The sequence below is a fragment of the Cellulosimicrobium sp. So1_17 genome (assembly GCF_055181235.1).
The window spans coordinates 4,238,484-4,254,552 of the sequence record NZ_CM143702.1 but is presented as its reverse complement, the minus strand read 5'-3'; the positions used below and the strand labels follow the sequence as shown (position 1 = coordinate 4,254,552).

General features: G+C 74.7%; 18 protein-coding genes. 6 read left to right on the top strand and 12 right to left on the bottom strand.

The features are described 5' to 3' along the window. Positions 1–12: 12 nt before the first annotated feature. The 3 genes from ilvA to ACZCLJ_RS18780 all read right to left on the bottom strand — a co-directional run bounded on the left by ilvA (position 13) and on the right by ACZCLJ_RS18780 (position 3,928). The gene (gene ilvA, locus ACZCLJ_RS18790; RefSeq protein ID WP_463104868.1) at positions 13–1,284 is read right to left on the bottom strand and encodes a threonine ammonia-lyase; all 1,272 of its coding nucleotides are present in this window, start codon (positions 1,282–1,284) and stop codon (positions 13–15) included. Continuing rightward, the gene (locus ACZCLJ_RS18785) at positions 1,281–2,591 is read right to left on the bottom strand and encodes an AI-2E family transporter (protein WP_463104867.1); all 1,311 of its coding nucleotides are present in this window, start codon (positions 2,589–2,591) and stop codon (positions 1,281–1,283) included. Before ACZCLJ_RS18785 ends, ilvA begins: the two co-directional genes overlap by 4 nt. Before the next feature lie 83 nt (positions 2,592–2,674). Beyond that, positions 2,675–3,928 carry a cystathionine gamma-synthase gene (locus ACZCLJ_RS18780; RefSeq protein WP_463104866.1) on the bottom strand — a complete coding sequence of 418 codons (1,254 nt, stop codon included), beginning with the start codon at positions 3,926–3,928 and terminating at the stop codon, positions 2,675–2,677. Between the two features lie 141 nt (positions 3,929–4,069). Between ACZCLJ_RS18780 and ACZCLJ_RS18775 the strand changes: the two genes are divergently transcribed. Both ACZCLJ_RS18775 and msrA read left to right on the top strand, forming a co-directional pair. Next, positions 4,070–4,864, top strand: coding sequence for an SDR family NAD(P)-dependent oxidoreductase (locus ACZCLJ_RS18775; protein ID WP_463104865.1), 795 nt, complete (start codon positions 4,070–4,072; stop codon positions 4,862–4,864). Between the two features lie 134 nt (positions 4,865–4,998). Next, positions 4,999–5,673 carry a peptide-methionine (S)-S-oxide reductase MsrA gene (msrA, locus tag ACZCLJ_RS18770; protein ID WP_463104864.1) on the top strand — a complete coding sequence of 225 codons (675 nt, stop codon included), beginning with the start codon at positions 4,999–5,001 and terminating at the stop codon, positions 5,671–5,673. Between the two features lie 48 nt (positions 5,674–5,721). Here msrA and ACZCLJ_RS18765 read toward each other — a convergent pair whose 3' ends face one another. Both ACZCLJ_RS18765 and ACZCLJ_RS18760 read right to left on the bottom strand, forming a co-directional pair. Continuing rightward, a complete protein-coding gene (locus ACZCLJ_RS18765) occupies positions 5,722–6,084 on the bottom strand; it encodes a hypothetical protein (RefSeq protein WP_463104863.1) in 363 nt (120 codons plus the stop codon). Beyond that, positions 6,077–6,562 carry a hypothetical protein gene (locus ACZCLJ_RS18760; RefSeq protein WP_463104862.1) on the bottom strand — a complete coding sequence of 162 codons (486 nt, stop codon included), beginning with the start codon at positions 6,560–6,562 and terminating at the stop codon, positions 6,077–6,079. Before ACZCLJ_RS18760 ends, ACZCLJ_RS18765 begins: the two co-directional genes overlap by 8 nt. On the opposite strand from ACZCLJ_RS18760, the gene ACZCLJ_RS18755 reads away from it, so the two are divergent. Further along, a complete protein-coding gene (locus tag ACZCLJ_RS18755) occupies positions 6,561–7,400 on the top strand; it encodes an aldo/keto reductase (RefSeq protein ID WP_463104861.1) in 840 nt (279 codons plus the stop codon). The two genes, ACZCLJ_RS18760 and ACZCLJ_RS18755, sit on opposite strands and share 2 nt — an antisense overlap. Positions 7,401–7,420: 20 nt before the next feature. Here ACZCLJ_RS18755 and ACZCLJ_RS18750 read toward each other — a convergent pair whose 3' ends face one another. Further along, positions 7,421–8,206, bottom strand: a complete 786-nt coding sequence (locus tag ACZCLJ_RS18750) for a metallophosphoesterase family protein (RefSeq protein WP_463104860.1) — start codon at positions 8,204–8,206, stop codon at positions 7,421–7,423. A gap of 140 nt (positions 8,207–8,346) precedes the next feature. On the opposite strand from ACZCLJ_RS18750, the gene ACZCLJ_RS18745 reads away from it, so the two are divergent. After that, a complete protein-coding gene (locus tag ACZCLJ_RS18745; RefSeq protein ID WP_463106429.1) occupies positions 8,347–9,174 on the top strand; it encodes a CPBP family glutamic-type intramembrane protease in 828 nt (275 codons plus the stop codon). A gap of 22 nt (positions 9,175–9,196) precedes the next feature. Here the strand turns inward: ACZCLJ_RS18745 and ACZCLJ_RS18740 are convergent, their stop codons facing one another. The 4 genes from ACZCLJ_RS18740 to ACZCLJ_RS18725 all read right to left on the bottom strand — a co-directional run bounded on the left by ACZCLJ_RS18740 (position 9,197) and on the right by ACZCLJ_RS18725 (position 12,353). Further along, positions 9,197–10,000 carry a phosphatase PAP2 family protein gene (locus ACZCLJ_RS18740; RefSeq protein ID WP_463104859.1) on the bottom strand — a complete coding sequence of 268 codons (804 nt, stop codon included), beginning with the start codon at positions 9,998–10,000 and terminating at the stop codon, positions 9,197–9,199. Positions 10,001–10,109: 109 nt separating this feature from the next. Further along, positions 10,110–10,760 (bottom strand): SRPBCC family protein, encoded by a 651-nt coding sequence (locus tag ACZCLJ_RS18735; RefSeq protein WP_463104858.1) that lies wholly within the window; start codon positions 10,758–10,760, stop codon positions 10,110–10,112. Next, positions 10,757–11,194, bottom strand: coding sequence for an ArsR/SmtB family transcription factor (locus ACZCLJ_RS18730; RefSeq protein WP_463104857.1), 438 nt, complete (start codon positions 11,192–11,194; stop codon positions 10,757–10,759). Before ACZCLJ_RS18730 ends, ACZCLJ_RS18735 begins: the two co-directional genes overlap by 4 nt. Positions 11,195–11,348: 154 nt before the next feature. Then, positions 11,349–12,353, bottom strand: a complete 1,005-nt coding sequence (locus tag ACZCLJ_RS18725) for a LysR substrate-binding domain-containing protein (protein ID WP_463104856.1) — start codon at positions 12,351–12,353, stop codon at positions 11,349–11,351. A gap of 110 nt (positions 12,354–12,463) precedes the next feature. On the opposite strand from ACZCLJ_RS18725, the gene ACZCLJ_RS18720 reads away from it, so the two are divergent. Next, positions 12,464–12,844 (top strand): DUF5997 family protein, encoded by a 381-nt coding sequence (locus tag ACZCLJ_RS18720; RefSeq protein ID WP_251150605.1) that lies wholly within the window; start codon positions 12,464–12,466, stop codon positions 12,842–12,844. Positions 12,845–12,934: 90 nt separating this feature from the next. Here the strand turns inward: ACZCLJ_RS18720 and ACZCLJ_RS18715 are convergent, their stop codons facing one another. Then, positions 12,935–13,303, bottom strand: a complete 369-nt coding sequence (locus ACZCLJ_RS18715) for an Rdx family protein (protein ID WP_463104855.1) — start codon at positions 13,301–13,303, stop codon at positions 12,935–12,937. Positions 13,304–13,333: 30 nt separating this feature from the next. Then, positions 13,334–14,728, bottom strand: a complete 1,395-nt coding sequence (locus ACZCLJ_RS18710) for a DUF2252 domain-containing protein (protein ID WP_463104854.1) — start codon at positions 14,726–14,728, stop codon at positions 13,334–13,336. Between the two features lie 81 nt (positions 14,729–14,809). Here ACZCLJ_RS18710 and ACZCLJ_RS18705 point away from each other — a divergent pair, with 81 nt between their 5' ends. Further along, entirely contained in the window at positions 14,810–16,069 is a 1,260-nt protein-coding gene (locus ACZCLJ_RS18705; protein ID WP_463104853.1) for a class I SAM-dependent methyltransferase, read from the top strand.

Sequence of the window (16,069 nt, the reverse complement as noted above, 5' to 3'; positions counted from 1 at the left end):
CAGGTCGCGAGGTCAGGCGGGCGACGTCCGCTCCGACCGCTCGACGCGGTAGCCCTCGGCGCGCAGCCGCGCGACGAGCTCGTCGCAGTGCTCGGGACCCTTCGTCTCGACCTGCATGCGCACCCACGCCTCCCCGATCGCGAGCCCGACGTCCGTGCGGTCGTGGTCGATGTGCATGACGTTCCCGCGCAGGGAGGAGATGATCTCGAGCAGCCCGGCGAGCGCGCCGGGCCGGTCGTCGAGCAGCACCTGGAGCTGGATGTACCGGCCCGCTGCGGCGAGGCCGTGGCGCACGACGCGCAGGAGGACGAGCGGGTCGATGTTCCCGCCGGAGAGGACCACGACGACCGGCCCCTCCAGGGGCGCAGCACCCGCGGTCGGGTCGGCGACGTCGAGCGCGCGCGACGCCGCGAGCAGAGCGGCCACGCCTGCCGCCCCGGCCGGCTCGACGAGGAGCTTCGCGCGCTCGGCCACCATGAGCAGCGAGCGGGAGATCTCCTCCTCGGTGACGGTGCGCACCTCGACCCCGTGTCGGGCGAGGATCTCGAACGGGACGGCGCCCGGCGTGCCGACAGCGATGCCGTCGGCCATGGTCGCGGCGACCCGCGACGTCGTGGGCTCGCCGGCGGCGAGCGACGCCGGGTAGGCCGCGGCGCAGGCTGCCTGCACGCCGACGACGCGCACGTGCGGGGCGGCCTCCGCGAGCGTCGCGGCGAGCCCCGCGACGAGCCCGCCGCCGCCCAGCGGCGCGACGACGGTCCGCACGTCGGGCACCTGCTCGAGGATCTCGAGCGCGATCGTGCCCTGCCCGGCGACGACGTCGGGGTGGTCGAACGGGTGGATGAGCACCGCACCCGTGCGCTCCGCCTCGGCCCGCGCCGCGGCGAGCGTCGCGTCGACGTCCTCCCCCACGAGCCGGACCTCCGCCCCGTACTGGCGGGTCGCCGCGACCTTGGGCAGGGCGGCGTCGACCGGCATGTACACGACGGCGCGGATGCCCAGCAGGCCGGCGGCGAACGCGACGCCCTGCGCGTGGTTCCCCGCGCTCGCCGCGACGACGCCGCGTGCCTTCTCGTCGGCCGAGAGCCGGGCCATGCGCACGTACGCGCCGCGGACCTTGAACGACCCCGCGCGCTGCAGGTTCTCGCACTTGAGGAGCACGCGGACGCCGGCCGCCTCGCTGATCGCGCGCGACGTCTGCACGGGCGTGACCGTCGCGACGCCGTCGAGCAGGCGGGCCGCGTCCCGGACGTCGGCGAGCGTGACGTGGTCGGGACCGCTCATGCGGACGGGCCGTCGCCGGCGTCCTCGGTGCTCGCGACGGGAGAGTCCTCCTGGCCCGGCGCGGCGCGGCGACGTCCCACCCACGTCCGGCGGGTGGGCTCGTCGAGATCGGCCTCCGCGCGCGTGACGACCGGGGGCTGCGGGCTCCCCCGGACGACGACGCGGTCGTCGGTCCCGAGCTCGGGGAACTTGTCGTGCCCGTGCAGGTAGAGGACCACGGTGTTGAGGACGGCGGCGATCGGGACCGCGAACAGTGCCCCGAGGATGCCCGCCGCGAAGCTGCCCGCCGCGACGACGAGCAGGACCGCGACCGGGTGCAGCGAGACCGCGTGCCCCATGAGGAACGGCTGGAGGATGTGTCCCTCGATCTGCTGCACGAGCAGGACGATCGCGAGCATGATCAGCGCCTGCGGCCAGCCCTGCGCCACGAGGACGACGAGCACCGCGATCGAGCCGGTGACGATCGCACCGACGATCGGGATGAACGAGCCGACGAACACGAGGATGGCCAGCGGCAGCGCGAGGGACGGCACGAAGAACGCCGCACCGATGCCGATACCGACGGCGTCGACCGCGGCCACGAGGATCTGGGTCCGGGTGTAGGCGGACAGCGTGATGATGCCCCGGCGCCCCGCCTGGTGCACGCGGTCGCGCGACCGGAGCGGGAGGAGCCCGACGGCCCAGGACCAGATGGTCCGGCCGTCGAGCAGGAAGAAGAACGTGCAGAACAGCGCGATGAGCGCGCCCGCGAGCACGTGGCCGACCGTGGTGGCGGCGCCCAGGGCGCCGGACACGATGCTGCTCTGGTTCTCGGAGAGGGCGGACTGCGCCTGGTCGAGGTAGGAGTCGAGCGTCACCGAGTCGAGCTTCAGCGGGCCGTCGGCGAGCCAGGCGGTGAACTGCTGGAACCCCTCGACAGCCTGGTCGCGCAGCTCCTGGAAGCCGCTGACGATCTGCTGCCCGGCGAGCGTCACGAGCCCCGCGACGACGAGCAGCAGCCCGAGGAGCGCGACGCCCGACGCCAGCCCGCGCGACATGCCGAGCCGGCGCTGGCAGAACCGCTGCACGGGGGTGAGCAGCACCGTGAGCAGGAGCGCGACGGCGATCGGCACGACGATCACCTTGAGCTGCGTGACGACCCACAGGGTCGCGGCGACGAGCGCGCCGATGAGCAGCAGCCGCCACGACCAGGCGGCGGCCGCGCGCACCGAGTCCGGCACCGCCGCCGCACCGGGTCGACCCGGCGGGAGCGGGGAGGGGTCTGCGGTCTGCTCGTGCTGGTCGGGCCGGTCGGTCTGCGCGCTCACAGCGCAACACTAGGCGAGCGGGCACCCGGTCGCGCGTACCGGCACCACGCGTCCGCCGGATCTGCCCCGTCCGGCGGTGTGCGTCACGACAGCGCGCGGTCGAGGTCGGCGATCAGGTCCTCGACGTCCTCGATGCCGACGGACAGGCGCACCAGGTCGTCCGGCACCTCGAGCGCCGTGCCGGCGACCGAGCCGTGGGTCATGCGCCCCGGGTGCTCGACGAGCGACTCGACCCCGCCCAGCGACTCCGCGAGCGTGAACACCTGCGTGCGCCCGCACACGTCGAGCGCCTTCGCCTCGGTGCCAACGCGGAACGACACCATGCCGCCGAACCCGCTCATCTGGCGGGCCGCGACCTCGTGGCCCGGGTGGGACGCGAGCCCCGGGTAGATCACCTGCGTCACCGCCGGGTGCTGCTCGAGGAACGCCGCGACGGCCGCGGCGTTGGCCTGGTGCCGGTCCATGCGCACCGCGAGCGTCTTGAGCCCGCGGAGCGTGAGCCACGCGTCGAACGGGCCGGCGACGGCGCCGGACGCGTTCTGGTGGAAGCCCACCGCGCCCGCGACGTCGGTCCCGCCCGCGGGCGACGCGAGGCCGCCCGGGAGCTGCGCGCCCGCTGCGACGACGAGCGCTCCGCCGACGACGTCCGAGTGCCCGCCGACGTACTTCGTCGTCGAGTGCACGACGACGTCCGCGCCGAGCGCGAGCGGCTGCTGGAGGTACGGCGTCGCGAACGTGTTGTCGACGACGAGCAGCGCGCCCGCCTCGTGAGCGATCTCCGCGAGCGCCGAGACGTCCGAGATCCCGAGCAGCGGGTTCGTCGGCGTCTCGACCCACACGACCTTGGTCGACCCGGGTCGGACGGCGGCGCGCACCGCGTCGAGGTTCGCCAGGTCCGTGAGGTCGACCGGGGTGTGCTCGATCCCCCAGGGGCCGAACACGCGGTGGACGAGCCGGTACGTACCGCCGTACGCGTCGTTCGGGAACACGACGTGGTCCCCCGGGCGCAGCACGGCGCGCAGGAGGGTGTCCTCCGCGGCGAGGCCGGACGCGAAGGCGAAGCCCCGCGCGGCGGGCGACCCGTCCGCCGTCGGGCCCAGCCCTCCGGACTCCGCGGCCGCGAGCGCCTCCTCGAGCGCCGTGCGCGTCGGGTTCGCGGAGCGCGAGTACTCGTACCCGCCGCGCAGGCCGCCCACACCGTCCTGCTTGTACGTGGAGACCTGGTGGATGGGCGGGACGACAGCGCCCGTCGTCGGGTCCGGGTCCTGGCCCGCGTGGATGGCGCGGGTAGAGAAGCCGGTCGTGGTCCAGTCGGGGTGCTCGCTCGAGGTGCTCACCGTCCCAGACTACGGTCGCGGCCCGAGCCCGCCACGGTCACGGCCCGCGGTGGCGCGGCCCGACGGCGCGCGGCACGGTGGGAGCACCAGGGCAGCGACCGGCCGCGACCGGTGGTGCCCGCGACGCGGACGGAGGCACGGATGAGGATCGACCTCGACGGCAGGACGGCGCTCGTCACCGGCTCGGCGCAGGGCATCGGGCTGGCGATCGCCCGGACCCTCGCGCGGTGCGGGGCGAGCGTCGTCGTCAACGGGCGGTCGGAGGAGACGTCGCAGCGCGCCGCGGAAGACGTGCGCGAGCACGTGCCGGGCGCGCAGGTCCTCGGCGTCGCGGCCGACCTCGCCACCGACCAGGGCACCGCGGCGATGCTCGAGGCGGTGCCGCGCGTCGACGTGCTCGTGAACAACCTCGGCATCTTCGAGAGCGCGGACCCGCTGGAGATCGACGACGCCACGTGGCGCCGCTTCCTCGAGGTGAACGTCCTGACGGGCGTGCGCCTCACGCGGGCCTACCTGCCCGGGATGATGGACCGCGGCTGGGGTCGCGTGCAGTTCATCGGGAGCGACTCGGCGGTCGTGATCCCGGCGGAGATGATCCACTACGGCGTGACGAAGACGGCGCTGCTCGGCGTCTCGCGCGGGTTCGCCAAGGCCGCGGCGGGGACGGGCGTGACGGTGAACAGCGTGCTCGCCGGCCCGACGCACACGGGCGGCGTCGAGACTTTCGCCCGGAGCCTCGTCGGCGACGACCTGCCCTGGGACGAGGCGCAGCGCGTCTTCATGCGCGAGCACCGGCCCCAGTCGCTGCTCCAGCGGCTCATCGAGCCCGAGGAGATCGCGCACATGGTCGCGTACCTCGCGTCGCCGCTCGCGTCCGCGACGACGGGTGCGGCCGTGCGCGTCGACGGCGGCTACATCGACGCGATCGTCCCGTGAGACCCTCGGCGGAGCGCCCAGGGCGCGTGCCCAGGGCAGGAACACACTCCGGCCGCGCCGCGTTCTACCCCGTGCCAGGACGATGCGTCGTGGGCCAGCGCCCCGGTCGTCCCGGTCCCTTCAGGAGGTAAGCGATGAACTCGATCTTCGACGCGATCTTCGGCTCGTCCGGCAAGACGACGATGGTCGCCCCGGAGGACACGCTCCCCGGGCGCCAGTCCCCCGTCCTGCAGACCCCGCGCCCGCACACCGTGCTCGGCACGTCGATCACCGGCCCCTGGCCCGAGGGCACGCGCGTGCTCTACCTCGCGATGGGCTGCTTCTGGGGTGCCGAAGAGATCTTCTGGCAGGTCCCGGGCGTCGTGAGCACCGCCGTCGGGTACATGGGCGGCACGACGCCGAACCCCACCTACGAGGAGGCGTGCAGCGCCCGCACGGGCCACACCGAGACGGCGCTCGTGGCGTACGACCCGACGAAGGTCTCCGAGGAGGAGCTCCTCAAGATCTTCTGGGAGCGCCACGACCCGACCCAGGGCTACCGCCAGGGCAACGACGTCGGCACGCAGTACCGGTCCGCGGTGTACTGGACGACGCCCGAGCAGGAGCAGGCGGTCCGCGAGACGGCCGAGCGCTACGGCAAGGTCCTCGAGGCGAAGGGCTACGACCCGATCACGACGGAGAGGCGCCCCGCATCCGAGGCCGGCCCGTTCTACTACGCCGAGGACTACCACCAGCAGTACCTCGACAAGAACCCGAACGGCTACCGCTGCCACGCCACGACGGGCGTCCCGTTCCCCGACGCCGCCTGATCGTCTCCCCGCTCTGACGGCCCTCGACCACCCGGTCGAGGGCCGTCCTCATGCCGTCGGGACACGCCGCGGCCGGGTCCGGTCCTCGTCGGCAACGAGATAGCGGGCCCAGATGAGTGCCTTGCGGTACGGCCCGTCGCCGTCGGCGTCTCGCTGGGGCTGGTCGAACTCGACCCAGTACTCCAGCTCGCCGGCTTCCGCGCGCGGGTTTCTGATCGGCACCGGTGCCGCCATCGCGCTGACGGTGCCGGAGAACTCCTGGAGCCACGGTCCGTGCCACGCCCGGTCGTGCACGACACGGACCCGCGTGCCGGCGGGCCAGGCTCCTCGAGGCCATGCGCGCGGCAGGGCGACGCCGATGATCGTCTCGACCGCCCGCCGGTCACGGTCGTCACTGGGGCCGTCAGTCACCCTGAACCACCAGGCGCCGGACCCGTTCGCGCACGGCCGCCGACCATGCGACGGGGTCTGCATCGTGCTCCCGGCACTCGTCGAGCCACCCGTCGAAGGTCGAACGGATGTACTCGAACTCGTGGACGTGCTCGCCCGGCCCTCCGTGGCGGATCAGTCGTGGGTCGTCCGGGTCCCGCGTCAGGTCGAAGCCGTGCAGGTGCAGGAGCGCCGTCATGACGAGAGGCTGCGCCTCGACAGGGGAATCGGCCATGACGTACGGATCCGCCCAGCGATGCACCTCCTCGCGGCTCACGCCGCCGCGCACCAGCGCCGTCCACCACCGTTCGACCTCGCGACGAGAAGGGCCGCACAGCACCACCATGGGGAGAGCGTACGACTGCGCGAGGACGGTGTGTCGGTACGCCGACGGGGCAGCGCCACCGAGGGTTCCATTGCGCGTGCCGGCGCGTCCGGGGCGTGCGTAGATGGAGAGCATGACCTCCCTCCCCCGACTCACGTCCCAGGACGGCACCACGATCCCCGCGATCGGCTTCGGCACTTACTCACTTCGGGGGGCGGGCGGCGCGGAGACGGTCGTGCGGGCGATCGAGGCGGGGTACCGGCTCATCGACTCGGCGTTCAGCTACGAGAACGAGGGCGCGGTGGGCGCGGCCGTACGGCAGTCGTCGGTGCCGCGCGACGAGGTGCTCGTGACGTCGAAGCTGCCCGGGCGGTACCACGCCTACGACGACGCCGTCCGCGCCGTCGAGGAGTCGCTGTTCCGCACCGGTCTCGACCACCTCGACCTCTACCTGGTCCACTGGCCGAACCCCGGCGTCGGGCGCTACGTCGAGGCGTACGAGGCGCTCGTCGCGTGCCGCGAGCGCGGGCTGGTCCGCCACGTCGGCGTCTCCAACTTCCTGCCCGACCACCTGGACACGGTCATCGCGGCGACGGGTGTGACGCCCGTCGTGAACCAGGTCGAGCTGCACCCCTACTTCCCGCAGCACGACCAGCGCCACGCCGACGCCGAGCGGGGTGTCGTCACGGAGGCGTGGAGCCCGATCGGGCGGGCGGGCGAGCTGCTCACCGACCCGGTCGTCACCGCGGTCGCGGCGGCCCACGGGGTCTCCCCGGTGCAGGTCGTCCTGCGCTGGCACGTCCAGCTGGGCGTCGTGCCGATCCCCAAGGCGTCGTCGCCCGAGCGGCAGCGCGAGAACCTCGACGTCTTCTCGTTCGAGCTGTCGACGCACGAGATGAACGCCCTCACAGGCCTCGCGCGCGCCGACGGTCGGACGAACGACCAGGACCCCGCGGTCTACGAGGAGCTCTGACCCTGCCTCTCGGAGGCGGGTCACGGTCCAGCCGGCCTGCGGCCGTCGCGCGGCCCGAAGACCCGCAGCGCCTCGGCGTCGCTCGCCGCCGACCGCACGAAGTACTCGGCCCACTCCTCGACGCCCGGGTAGTCGCTGCCGGTCACCACCGCGGCGACGGTCGCGTCGACGTCGACCTCCGTGTGGCGCAGCGACACCTGGCCGTCGTGCAGCAGCGCCCAGGCGCCGCCGGGGCGCCCGTACGGCATCCCGACGCTCCCCGGGTTCACGACGAGCCGCCGGTCGACGAGCCGCACGAACGGCATGTGCGTGTGCCCGCAGAGCACCGTGCGGACCGCGGGGTCGAGGCCGCCGAGAACGTCGGCCCATCGCTCCAGCGACGAGTCGACGAGCACGACCTCCTCGTCGTCGCGCGGCGTCCCGTGGCAGCACACGACGCGCCCGAACCCGCGCACGACGATCTCGACGGGGTGCGGCAGGCCGGCGAGCAGCTCGACCTGGTCGGGCCGGAGCTGCGCCGCCGCCCACGGCACGACCGGGTCGGGCACCTCCCCCGCGCCGTCGCGCGCCCAGGAGACGAGCTCGCGGTCCGCGTTGCCGCGCACGAGCAGGGCGCGGTCACCGAGCGACGTGAGGCGGTCGAGCACCTCGACCGGCTGCGGGCCGGCGGCGTGGTCACCGGTCACGACGACGAGGTCTGCCACGCGCACGTCGGGCTCCGCGAGCACGGCGTCCAGCACGGGGAGCACGCCGTGGACGTCGGACAGGACGGCGACGACGCCGAGCTCGGAGGTGGGTGCGGTCATCGACCCACGGTCCCACGGAACTCCTTCGGACCGCCCCACCGGTCGCCCACGGTCCTGCCACGCGCAGGTCGTGACGCGCTCCCGCCGCGCGGGCATGGCACCGTGTGCACGTGACGTCTTCCCCCGGCCCGTCCGTCGTCGTGCCCGACGCCGCCCTACCGCCATGGGCCGTCGGCTCGCCGGCCCGCCTGCTCGCCGCCGCGCTCGTCTCGCTGTCCGCGGTGCTGCTCTTCGCGGTGCACGTGCGCCCGCTCGGCTATCTCCCGCTCGTGCTGGGCGTCGCGCTCGGCTGGGCCGTCGATCGTGTCCTCGGCCGTGACCTCGCCCTGATCGGCGTGGGCCTGGGGATCATCTCGGCCATCTCGCTCGAGGCCGACCTGTCGGACGCGGGCATGGCGCGTTTCACCGTCGCCCTGTCGCTCGCGGTGCTCGTGCCCTGGGCGCTGTCGCGGGTCGCGTTCCACGACCGGACGATCACGTTCCCCGTCGCGACCGGCCGGCGCTGGTCGCGCGGCCAGATCGTCTACCTCGCCGTGGTCGTCGTCGCGGGCTACCTCATCCTGCCGTTCTACTTCATCGGCTCGGGGGCGTACCGGAACTGGCCGGAGGTGACGAGCGGGGCCGAGATCGCGCGGCTGTTCGTCGGGGTGAACGCCGTCGGGATCTGGGACGAGCTGTTCTTCGTGTGCATCGTCTTCGCGCTGCTGCGCCAGCACTTCGGGCTGTGGACGGCGAACCTCCTGCAGGCGGCGGTGTTCGTCTCGTTCCTGTGGGAGCTCGGCTACCGCGAGTGGGGCCCGCTGCTGACGATCCCGTTCGCCCTCGTGCAGGGCTGGATCTTCTCGTGGAGCAAGTCGTTCACGTACGTCGTCGCCGTGCACCTGCTGTTCGACCTCGTGGTGTTCGGCGTGCTCGTGCACGCCCACAACCCCGAGCTCTTCGACGTGTTCGTCACCGCTCCCCGCTGAGGCCCTGCGGACCAGCCCGCGCTCAGAAGGGTCGCGCGACGAGCAGGCGCCGGACGCCGTCGACCCGGCACGCCGCGTGCACCGCGGTCGTCCCGGGACCTGCCAGCACCAGGGTGGTCGCGACCACGACCCCCACCCCGACCGCCGCGCCCGCGACGACGTCGTGCGGGAAGTGCGCACCCTGGGCGACGCGCGCCGCGCCCACCACCACGGCGAGCGCGACGGGCAGCACGACCCACAGCACGACGTCGACCGGTCGCGCGACGACCGCGTGGCGAGGCGTCCGCCCGCCGAGGAGACGTACGGCCGGCGCTCCCGCGACGACGACCGCCGTGGCGAGCGCGAAAGCGATCGCCGTGTGGTTGCTCGGGAACGACCAGTCCCCCGCCGGCGGGCAGTGCGCGACCTCGACGAGCTCCCAGCACCCGCGCGGCTGACGGACCACGGACTTCACGAGCTCGCTGGCCCCGTAGGCGAGGACCGCACCCACGCCCGCCGTGAGCGTCGTCGCCACGGCGACGTGGCCGTCGTGCCGCGAGCGCAGGAGGACGACGCCGCACAGCGCGACGAGCACGAGCACGCCGCCCTCGGCGACGAGCCCGGTCCACGACAGGTCGCCCGTGCGAGCGGTCAGCGCGACGTACAGGCCCTCGCTCGGACCGCGCAGCAGGAGGGCCAGGACCACGACGAGCGCCGCGCCACCCAGCCACGCGAGCGCCCGGGTGGTGACGTGCGGGCGGGGCGCGCCGGAGTCGGGCGGCGTGTCGTCCGGGTGCAGGACACGGTCGAGGACGGGTGCGGGACGGGACGAATCGGGCGAGCTCACCGGTCGAGGGTAGACAGGTGAACAGCGGATGAACATCAGCCCTCGGTCGGACGTCGAGCGTGTCGTCGCACGACCGAGGGCGGACCCGACCCTCTCGATCCCGGCGGTGCTACTCCTGCGGGTCGAGCGGCGGCACGTAGAACGCGGTGGTCGCCGCGACGCGCGCCGCGACGGTCCCCTCGTCCAGGCCGTCCGCCGCGGCCAGGGCGGCGCCCCAGGACTCGCTGCTCGCGGTGTTGAACGCCCGCACGGCGGGATCGGTCGCGAGGGTCTCGGGGTCGATCGCCCCCTCGACGCCCGCGAGGTGCAGCGAGAGACCGAGGAGCGCGCCGTCCCAGCCGACGCCGACCGCTCCCGGGCCGAACTGGTCCCACATCTCGGGCGGGGTGACGGCGGTGTGCTCGAGCGTGAGCCGCGTCCCGTCGCCGTCCGGCTCGAGACGCACGTCGACGATCGAGGAGTCCTCGGGGCCCGACGGGCCCATGACCCACGTGAGCTGCAGGTGACGCGGCGCGTCGCACGCGCGGATCTCCCCGCCCGCGTTGCCCTCCGTCTGGTAGGTGCCCCCGACGCGCAGGTCGCCCGTGACGGGCAGGAACCAGCGCGGGAGACGCTCGGGGTTCGTCACGGCGTCCCAGACGTCGTCGACGGCCGCGGGGTACGTCCGCGAGAGGCTGACGACGCGCGCCTCCCCCGCGGGGAGCGTCCCGCGCCCGACCCTGCGTCGCACGTTCTCCAGCTCGGCGATGAGGTCCTTCATCCTGCCCTCCAGGTGGTGTCGGTGTCGTGCTTCTCGTCGGTGGTCGACGGCGCTCGCGCCCCCCGCGCGGTGTCGTCACCGCCTCCGCTCGCGGCACGGTCCGCGGCGAGCCGCCGTTCGCGTGCCCCGCGCGCGAGCTCGGTGCCGAGCGCGTCGAGCCGCTGCTCCCAGAAGCGCCGGAGGCCGGCGGCCCAGTCCTCGACGTCGGCCAGCGGCGCGGGGTCGAGCGCGTAGAGGCGCCTGGTCCCCTCGGCACGGACGGCCGCGAACCCGCTCGTCCGCAGGACGCGCAGGTGCTGGGAGACGGCGGGCTGGCTGATCGAGAACTCCGCGCCCACGAGAGCGACGACCTCGCCCGCGGACCGCTCGCCCTCGGCCAGGTGCTCGAGGATGCGGCGGCGGACGGGGTCGCCCAGCACGTCGAACGCTTCCATCGCTCCAGTATGGAAGCGAGCACTTATATAAGTCAATGCCTATGGAGGTCGACGGACGAGCGCCCGGCTCGAGAGACGCACTCCTTGGGCGCAGCGCTCGAGCCTGGGCGCAGCGCTCGACGAGAGCGCCTCGGTCGCCCTCGAGACCCGGGTTTCAGCGACCCCGGCCCTGCCCGCGCCCCCCGCGCTTCCCGCCGCCCGCCTTGCCCGAACCGCCCTTGCCTGCGCCCTTGCCCGAGCCGCCCTTTCCCGCGCCCTTGCCGGGACCGCCGCCCTTGCCCAGGCCGCTCGTCCCGGCGCTCCTGCCGCCCTTCCCGGGTCCCCTGCCCGAGCCGACCTTGCCAGCACCCCGGCCCGTGCCGCCCTTCTCGCCGCGCGGGCCGCCCGGCTCGGCCGCACGCCCCGACGCCGCGGCGTCGGGCGCCGGGGACCGGCCTCGCGAGCTGTTGACGGTCCGGCCGCGGACGATGCCCACCATCTCCTCGACGAGGTCGTCGTCCCTCTCCGCCAGCCAGGCGAGCGCGACGGGCGCGGACGGCGCGCCGTCGAGCCGCCGGTGCACGACGTCCTTGCGGTGGTGCAGCCGCGCGAGCGACTGCGGGACGACGAGGACGCCCACCCCCGCCGCGACGAGGACCACGGCGTCGGCCGTCGTCGCGGGGCGCTCGACCGCCGCGACGCCGGGCGGCGGCGGGGCGTCGTCCGCGGCCCCCGGCTCGCCCGCCCAGGGGACGACGTCGTCGAGCGGGCGCTGCAGGACGTCGTCGTCGAGGTCGTCGAGCGCGACCGGCTCGTCGGGGTCCAGCGCGGCGAGCAGGTGGTCGCGCGACACGACGACGACGGACGTCTCCTCGTAGAGCGGGATCGCCGCGAGGACATCCTTGTCGACCGGCGGCCGGAGGAGCGCGGCGTCGGCCTCTCCCTCGCGCAGGACGCGCTCGGCGTCGGCGACGTCGGCCGCGACGAGGTCGAGCGGTACGTCAGGGTGCCGCGCGCGCCACGTGCGGACCCACTTCGCCGGGGTCGCCCCCGGGACGTACGCGAGCCGGAAGCGGGGTCCGCCCTGCTGACCGACCTCGTGACCAGGAGCCGTGCCCGCGCCGCCCTCGAGGGTCGCGTCGCTGTCGTCCTCGGGGGTCGCGCCCGTGTCGTCGTCCACCCGACCACCCTAGGTCCGACGGCGCCCCGCGACCGGACCGGACCGGGCACCAGGGGCCGGCGCCCCCCGGGCGGACGGCCCGACCCGCTCGGAGGACATACCCTGGGCGCATGAGCCCGAAGCACTCCGCGCAGTCGATGAAGCCCGCCACGGCGGCCAAGAAGCTCGGGGTGTACCTGCCCGCGACGCCCGAGGAGTTCCGGGCGAGGGAGATCACGCGCGCGCAGCTCGAGGAGCTCGAGAAGAACCCGCCGGAGTGGCTCGCCGACCTGCGTCGCAACGGCCCGCACCCCCGGCCCGTCGTCGCCGGCCGTCTCGGCGTCTCGATCTCCGGCCTCACGCGCGGCGGGCTGACGGAGCCGTTGACCACCGAGCAGATCGACGAGCTGCGCCAGGACCCGCCCGCGTGGCTCGCCCAGGAGCGCGAGGTCCTCAAGAAGGTGCGCGCCGAGGAGGAGCGGCTCGCCGCGCAGCAGTCCCGCAAGGCCTGAGCCAGGTCGTCACCGCGGCCGGTTCGGCCACCTGTCGGCCACGTCCGCCCACCCGACGAGCGGGGCGGAGACCGCAGGTCCTCTCGACCGTCAGGCGCTCCCCGCCGCGCGGTCGGTGTGGCCGAGCGACAGGTCGGGGGCGACGGCGTCCCGCACGCGGCGCTTGAGGTCGGGGATCTCGGGGAACCCGCCGTCTGCCTTCCGGTCCCACAGCAGGACCGGACCGTCCCCGGCGTCGAGCGTGACGCGGAACACACCGTCCGTCCCGGGCACGAGCGCGACCTCGCCGAGCCGGGTCCGGAAGGTCTGGAGGAGCTCCTGCGCGACCCACGCGGCGCGGAGCAGCCAGCGGCACTGCGTGCAGTACTCGACCGCGACGCGCGCCGTCCCGCGCGGCTGGTGCGCCGGAGGCTCCACGAGCTCGCCGGCGGGCAGGGGTCGTGCGGCGTCGTCCGTCATGCTGCCCAGCCTAGGGTCGCCGCCCGGGCGTCACGTGCCCCGTTCGGCGGGCAGCCGCCCGGACGCGACCGCTGCCTCGAGGGCCGCGTAGTCCTGCTCGACGACGTCCGCGTAGGCGCGGGCCCAGCGCGCGACGGACGCGTCGAACGTGTCCGAGCGACCCAGGTAGCCGAGCACCATCCTCGCGCCGGGCGACTGGCTGTGCGCCCGCGCGAGGACGCGTCCGCACAGCCCGCCGTACCGCGAGAACAGTGCGGGGTCCAGCCGGTCCAGCTCGACGGAACCCTTCATGTCCCGGAACTGGCGCCAGAAGAAGTCGACGCGCGGGCGTCCGGTCCGGTCCGGCGCCTCGACGGTCGTCCAGCCGAGGAAGGGGTCGGAGTGCGCCTGGAGGATGCGCTGGGCAGCGACGACGCGCCGCCCCTGGGACGGCTCCGCCCGCGCAGGCCTCAACCCGGCGGGCAGGGCGTCGACCATGCCGCCGTAGCGCGCGAGGACCGACGTCGAGGCCTCCTTCAGCTGGAGGACGAGCGGCTCCCCCGCGGGCCCCTCGAAGAGCAGGATGTAGCAGCGCGTGCCGACGCTGCCCACTCCCACCACGCGCAGCACGAAGTCGACGAGCGTGAACTGCCCGAGCAGGAGCCGGAGGTCTGAACGCAGCGGCTCGCGGTACTGCTCGAACATCGTGGTCAGCTCGTCGAGCGACACGCGGTCGACGTGCTGCGTGACCGGCGGCTGGTCGACGATCCGCGACCGCCCGTCCGCCGTGCGCGTCGTGATCCGCTCCACCACCTGCTCGGACGTCCGCCGCCGCGCCTTGCGTGCCGTGCGGCGCAGCTCTTCCCGCCCCTCCTTGCGCATCGTCGGCGCGATCACGTCGGTCTCGACCTGGTAGGCGAACCGGTCGAGCGCGCTGCCGGCGAACAGCTCCGCGAGCGCCTCCCGGTAGCCGCGGACGGCGAGCCGTGCCGCGTCCGCGCACTCCGCCTCCGCCATGCCCTTGTCCCGTCCGCCGACGTACATGCTGGCGGCGAGGCGCTTGACGTCCCACTCCCACGGGGCGTCGCACGCCTCGTCGAAGTCGTTGAGGTCGAACACGAGGCGCCGCTCCGGCGAGGCGAACAGGCCGAAGTTGGACACGTGCGCGTCGCCGCACGCGACGACGTGGACGCCCGTCCGCGGGCCGTCGCGCAGGTCGTGGGCCATGGTCGCGGCGGTGCCGCGGTAGTACGCGAACGGGGACTCGAGCATGCGTCCGATGCGCAGCGGCACGAGCTCCTGCAGGCGGTCGCGGTTCTGCTCCTCGACGATCGCGACCGGGTCCCGCTCCGGGAGGACCAGCTCGCCCTGGGCCCGGCGCGGCGCGCGCTCCCGGAGGGTGCGGCCGGCGGCACGTGACTCGTCGAGCGTCCTCGGGACGTCCATGGTGGCCTCCTCGGACCGAGAACCGCAGGCTAGCGCGCGCACGCGGGCACCGCGCGCCGGTCGGTCGGGGAGACTGGGAGCGTGACGACGCCCGACCTCGACGACCTGCTCGCCCGGCTCCGCACCGACGACGGCGGACCTCTGCGCGAGGACTCCCCCGTCGCCGTCGACGCCGCAGACCGCCTGCTGCTCGACGAGGCGGCGCCGTGGCTCGCGGCGGCCGACGCGGGCGACGTCGCCGTCGTCGACGACCGTTTCGGCGCGCTCACGCTCGGTGCCACGGCGCTGGTCCGGGGGTCGTCCGGGGGCGCGACGGCGGACGAGCCGGGACGCGCGGACGGCGTCGTGCGGGTGCACCAGGACGAGTGCACCGCGGAGGCGGCGCTCGCCGCGAACGCGGCGTCGACCGGGAGGCTCGGCGCCTACCAGCAGCACGCACCGGGTCCAAGGCTGCTCGCGGGCGCGCGCGTCGTCCTGCTGCGCCTCCCCCGCGGGCTCGCCGCCCTGCGGGACGTCGCGGAGCACGTCGCGCGCGAGGCCGACCCCGGCGTCGTCCTGTTCGCGGGCGGGCGCGTCAAGCACATGACACCCGCGATGAACGACGTGCTCGGCGAGTCGTTCGCCGACGTGCGCGCGAGCCTCGCGCGCGGCAAGTCCCGCGTCCTCGTCGCGCGGTCCCCTCGGGCTCCCGACGCCGGGACCCCCTTCACCTACCCCGTCACCGTCGACCTGCCCGACGTCGGTCTCGCGGTCGCCGCGTACGGCGCGGCGTTCGCCGGCGCGAGCCTCGACCTGGGCACGCGGTTCCTCCTCGAGGCCCTCGAGGGCGCGGTCAGCGACGAGCGCTCGGGCGGAGCGGCGGCGGGGGCGACGCTGGGCGGCGCGGCGGCCACCCGCGGGAGCGAGCCGCGCGACGTCGTCGACCTGGGGTGCGGGACGGGGATCCTGGCGGCCTGGGCCGCCCGGCGATGGCCGACCGCGCAGGTCGTCGCCGCGGACCGCTCGGACGCGGCGGTGCGCTCGGCCGCGCTCACGGCGCGGGCCAACGGCGTGGGCGACCGGGTGCGCGTCGTGCGGGACGACGCGGGCGCGACCCTCGCGGACGCGAGCGCCGACGTCGTGCTGCTCAACCCGCCGTTCCACGAGGGCGCGGCGCTGCGCACGGACGCCGCGCACCGCATGTTCGCGACGGCGGGCCGGGTGCTGCGGCCGGGCGGCGAGCTCTGGTGCGTGGTGAACTCGCACCTGCGCCACCGCCCGGCGCTCGAGCGCGCGGTCGGCCCGACCGTCCAGGTGGCGCGCGACCGTCGCTTCACGGTCACCCGCAGCACGCGTCGCTGA